Source organism: Bacillus sp. JJ634, from assembly GCF_036962285.1.
Classification (GTDB): domain Bacteria; phylum Bacillota; class Bacilli; order Bacillales; family DSM-1321; genus Peribacillus; species Peribacillus asahii_A.
The window spans coordinates 1-4425 of the sequence record NZ_JBALMU010000185.1; the positions used below are offsets into that span (position 1 = coordinate 1).

Consider the following 4425-nt stretch of genomic DNA (forward strand, 5'->3'; position numbering starts at 1 on the left):
AATAATTTCCCTGTTACTGGTCGAGTAAGAATTACAACAGCTGCATAAATTAAGAAGAAATTACCGCCTACTTTTTCTAAATTAATTTCTGTTGTATAAAACGTCATGAATGATAGAACGCCCGAATAAGCTAAGCCAACAAATAAAGCGACTAATGAAATTGGTACAGCACGTTTTTCAATTAATTTTGAGAAAACGCCGCCTGTCTTTTCTACAGTTGTTTTACCAGTGGCTTTAAGGGGCTTCATTAAGCTTTCTGGGAATTTAACCATAAAGAACATTACGAAAACGATTACCGCTAAAATTGCATTAAAAATAAAGATCGTATTAAAACCATCAAAATTTTGTAATAGGAAAATACCAATATAAGGCCCAACAGCTGTAGCTAAAATCGCACTTAAACTGAAGTAACCAATACCTTCACCGCGACGGTTGGCTGGTAAGATTTGCGCAATAATTGTACCTGTTGCTGTACCAACTAAACCAACTGCTACCCCTTGTAATAAACGATAAACTAATAATAAGCCAACGTTAAACGCTGCAAAATAAAGTAGCGTCGTTATAACAAAGCCAATTAGACCGTAGAACAATGTTTTCTTACTACCTAATTTACTAATAAATTGACCGCCACCTAATCGGCCAAATAGTGAACCGATAATAAAGATACTTGAAGCCAAACCTGCAGTACTAGTCGAAACATCGAATTCACTAACTGCATATTTCGCAATCGTTACCATTAATAAAAAGAAGACGATTGTTGCTAGGAAGTTAATTAATGACAGTGTGATAAATTCCTTTGTCCATAATTTTTCTTTTGTTTTTTCCATACTTCACCTCATAATTTCGTAATATTTTTGCGAATTGTATCTAATACTTCCACCGCAATTTCTAACTGCTCATGACTTAAACCTTGTAGTGCATATTCAAAAAATGGATTCAAGCTATTACGAATTTCAGCCATTTTATCCTTCCCATATGGTGTTAATTTGACCATTTTCACACGTTTGTCCTGACCACTATGTATTTCTACAATTTCTAGATCCGACAGTTTTTTGATAATGTTTGTAACAGAAGGTTTCTCAATTTTTAGCGCATCGGTGATATCACGGAAGCTTTTAGACTCGCCATTTTCTAACACACGAAGTAAACGCCAGTAAGAGCTTGATAATCCATGCTTTTCTAAAATATGATTCGTATAGTTTGTTAAAGGTCTATGCACTAAGCTATACGAATTAAAAAAATCTGAATATTGTTTCAATTTCGTCACTCCTCCCTTTATATTAGTTAGGTTACCTAACTATTTGAGTAAAAAAATAGGATGTCGTTTCGATTTTATCACGCCTTCCCTTATATTAGTTAGGTTACCTAACTACTTGAGCAAAAAAAATAACGTAAGCGATTTACGAAAGTTAACTTGGTTAATTATAAATGTTTTAAGCTCTTTTGTATACCATTATTTATAGATAACCATTTTAAGTCCCTTTATATAAACGGGTTAAACTTTTTTGAATTAATTGACATACACACCTTGTATGAAAACAGTTTTGCAGACTCATACTATTTACCACACCCTACCTCCATCTCAACATGAAGGTTTCTTAATGTCAGTTAAAAAAACAGGTAAAGTATGGTCATTTCGAATCGACGCCGGGATTGATGATCGAACCGGCAAACGAAAACAAGTATATCGTAGTGGTTTTAAGACGAAGCGCGAAGCTATAGCGGAAATGAATAGGCTAAAAGCAGAGATTATGAATGGAGAATATAACGAGCCTTCAAAGACTTTATTTAAGGATTATATTCAAAGCTGGCTTTACGATACTCATAGACATGAAGTACAAAATCCTTCTTTTGAAGTCGGAGAAACGATTGTACGTGTTCACTTAATCCCTTACTTTCAATCTATTCCTTTGTCGAAAATTACGGCGTATGATATTGATCAACTGTATGCTCAAAAATTAAACGAGGGCTTAGCCAATGCAACTGTAAAGAAAATACACAATCTTTTATCTAAAGCATTGCAGAAAGCTGTGAAGTGGGATTGATTAAAAATAATCCCGCTAAAGATGCTTCCCCTCCCTCTATCCATAAAACGTCTAAGCAAATATGGACATTGGAAGAAGCGAGGGCTTTTCTAGAAATTTGCGAACGAGAAAACGAGCTTATTCCTTTCCTATTAGCTATCTTTACAGGCATGAGGCGTGGAGAAATTCTCGCTTTAAGATGGAAAAACGTCGACTTAGATAAAGGGGTTATACACGTAGAAGAATCCTTAGCCCGTACAAAAGTAAAAGGTTTATTCATAAAAGAAGTAAAAACTTCTCATTCGCGGCGTGACGTGTATTTATCAGCTAGCGTACAAGAGACCTTGATTAGATATAGAGAGAAACAAGCACCCAATAAACTAGGTTTAGTCATTGCATCAAAAGCTGGCGGTTATCTTGAACCAAGAAATCTCATTCGTAAGTTTAAAGCTCTTACGAAGAAAGCAAACGTTCCCGACATTCCTTTTCACAATTTGAGACATACTCATGCCACGATTTTGATGCGAATGGGCGAAAACCCCAAAGTGGTGAGCGAACGTTTAGGACATGCCCGAGTAGGAATTACGCTTGATATCTACTCACATACAAATGAAGAAATGCAGAAGAAAACAGCCAATCGATTTGACGATCGCTTCTGGACATAACAGACAAAAAAGCACATAAAAACAAACAATGGAATCCTTATGACTGTAAGACAAAGCGACAGTCTCGTGCAGTTTCTGTGCAGTATTTGTGCAATGTATAAAAATTCAGGGATAAAATGGATATTCCAGTAAACAAAGAAAAAGCCCAAACCCTTGATACAAAAGGATTTGGGCCTTGTTTAAATGATGACCTGTGAGGGACTTGAACCCCCGACCCCCACCCTGTCAAAGCGAAATCTACTAGTTTAGTAATTTCAAATATGATAGGTAAGACCTTATTTAAATGAAATTCATTGATTTATCACGGTTCCGATGTTTTCGAAATATGATAGGTTATACCTGCTATATCCGATGGCACCAATATTGGCACCACAATAAAAGTCCTCTAAAGGTTGATATGACAAGCTTCTTAAATATCTTTTCACTTGTAAAAGGAGGATTTTATATGGCATGGTGTGTTGATACATTGAAGATTGTTGGGGAAGGTCAAGTAGAAAAATCAAGATTATGTAATTTTGAATTTGATTTAGGTTACTTTGATAATTTCTTAGTCATAGACAAGAAGCGTAGGATCGTAATTAAAACCATAATATTTCCAGAGGCATTATTTGAGCAAACTTTTTTTGGAAAGGAAGATAGCCTATATACAATGCATTTTATAAAATATCGGGAAGGAAAAGCAGATTGGATCGAACAAAGTGACATCGAATTAATTGCTAAAGAGTATAAAAAACGAACAGGAAAGAAGCTTAGCTTTACTCAAAAATTATGATGTAAACTTTTTTCTGACTTGAACAAATAACACTTTACTCCTATATCTTAGGGACATATTAGAGGATATGAAAATAATGTGTATCCTACATACTAGAAGAAAACCACTATATTTAGTGTTGTGCCTTCAATCATATTTCCATCCGTTTAGCATGTACTTTAACTTTGTTTTTTTCAACTTACCTCTATCATAAAAAAGCCCCTAAAACGTTTAGGGGCTTGAAATAAGTATCAAACTCTTTGTCTAGTTCTCTTGCTTCTTCAGAATCTGTAAATCCATCCATTAATTTCACGCAATCTTCGCCTTCATATATTTTCACACTTAATTTATCTTAAGTGCGGTAATCCAAGGGGATAGTTTGTAATTATTAAACCAACTATTATGATGTGAACTATTATCATTCACACTGCTTAATCTCTGTAATATCCTCCGCCATTTTCTTTACTTAAATCAACGGATGTATTACCATCACCATCAACCCATATCGTACTACCATCTGATAATATTCTTTCGTGTGGATCTACAAATTCTAAACTAGATTCTGCTATATCGATAGAGTCTAATCCATCTAAGACGTCTAGAGCATCGGCTATAGCACTAATGCCTAAAAAACTAGTCCCTAAAATCAAAGAGCTTTTAATTACTTTTTCGCTATCTCCATTTGCTAACCCTAAAGCAATATTAAACCCATGTCTAAAAGGAGAAGTAACCATTGCTGCAACTCCTTCTATTAGCTTATCTTCCCAAGTAGGTTTTTTATAATTACTTAATTGTTCAATTAAGTTGTCATAGTCTCTACTTTTATCATCAATTTGACGATTAATCTTAATACATTGAGCCATAATAGCCTGCAAATACATAACTCTATATTTGTATATTTGATTAAAATATAATTCATATCCCTTTCTATCAGATTCATTTTCAAGTAGAATTAAAGTTTTATTTGCGTAGTGATATTGTATAG

General features: G+C 34.4%; 5 protein-coding genes and 1 pseudogene. 3 read left to right on the forward strand and 3 right to left on the reverse strand.

Features of this window, described 5'->3' with window-relative positions:
* Together V7068_RS21235 and V7068_RS21240 are read right to left on the reverse strand one after the other, a co-directional pair.
* Window positions 1–827, reverse strand: an 827-nt coding sequence (locus tag V7068_RS21235; RefSeq protein WP_499714447.1) for an MFS transporter, incomplete at its 3' end; no start/stop codon positions are given.
* An 8-nt stretch (window positions 828–835) separates the two neighbouring features.
* Window positions 836–1258 (reverse strand): MarR family winged helix-turn-helix transcriptional regulator, encoded by a 423-nt coding sequence (locus tag V7068_RS21240; RefSeq protein ID WP_499714448.1) that lies wholly within the window; start codon window positions 1256–1258, stop codon window positions 836–838.
* Window positions 1259–1601: 343 nt separating this feature from the next.
* On the opposite strand from V7068_RS21240, the gene V7068_RS21245 reads away from it, so the two are divergent.
* The 3 genes from V7068_RS21245 (at window position 1602) to V7068_RS21255 (ending at window position 3461) form a co-directional block, all read left to right on the forward strand.
* Window positions 1602–2045 carry an Arm DNA-binding domain-containing protein gene (locus V7068_RS21245; protein ID WP_499714449.1) on the forward strand — a complete coding sequence of 148 codons (444 nt, stop codon included), beginning with the start codon at window positions 1602–1604 and terminating at the stop codon, window positions 2043–2045.
* Window positions 2036–2689: a site-specific integrase gene (locus V7068_RS21250; protein ID WP_499714450.1), complete on the forward strand. Its 654-nt coding sequence runs from the start codon at window positions 2036–2038 to the stop codon at window positions 2687–2689. The genes V7068_RS21245 and V7068_RS21250 overlap by 10 nt, the downstream gene beginning before the upstream one ends.
* Before the next feature lie 445 nt (window positions 2690–3134).
* Window positions 3135–3461 (forward strand): hypothetical protein, encoded by a 327-nt coding sequence (locus V7068_RS21255; RefSeq protein WP_499714451.1) that lies wholly within the window; start codon window positions 3135–3137, stop codon window positions 3459–3461.
* A gap of 410 nt (window positions 3462–3871) precedes the next feature.
* Here V7068_RS21255 and V7068_RS21260 read toward each other — a convergent pair.
* Window positions 3872–4425, reverse strand: a pseudogene (locus V7068_RS21260) (hypothetical protein); the annotation flags it as partial.

Bases quoted from the DNA above. Each gene is read 5' to 3' on its own strand.
- V7068_RS21245 (WP_499714449.1), top strand. From the start codon at position 1,602: ATGTCAGTTAAAAAAACAGGTAAAGTATGGTCATTTCGAATCGACGCC.
- V7068_RS21255 (WP_499714451.1), top strand. From the start codon at position 3,135: ATGGCATGGTGTGTTGATACATTGAAGATTGTTGGGGAAGGTCAAGTA.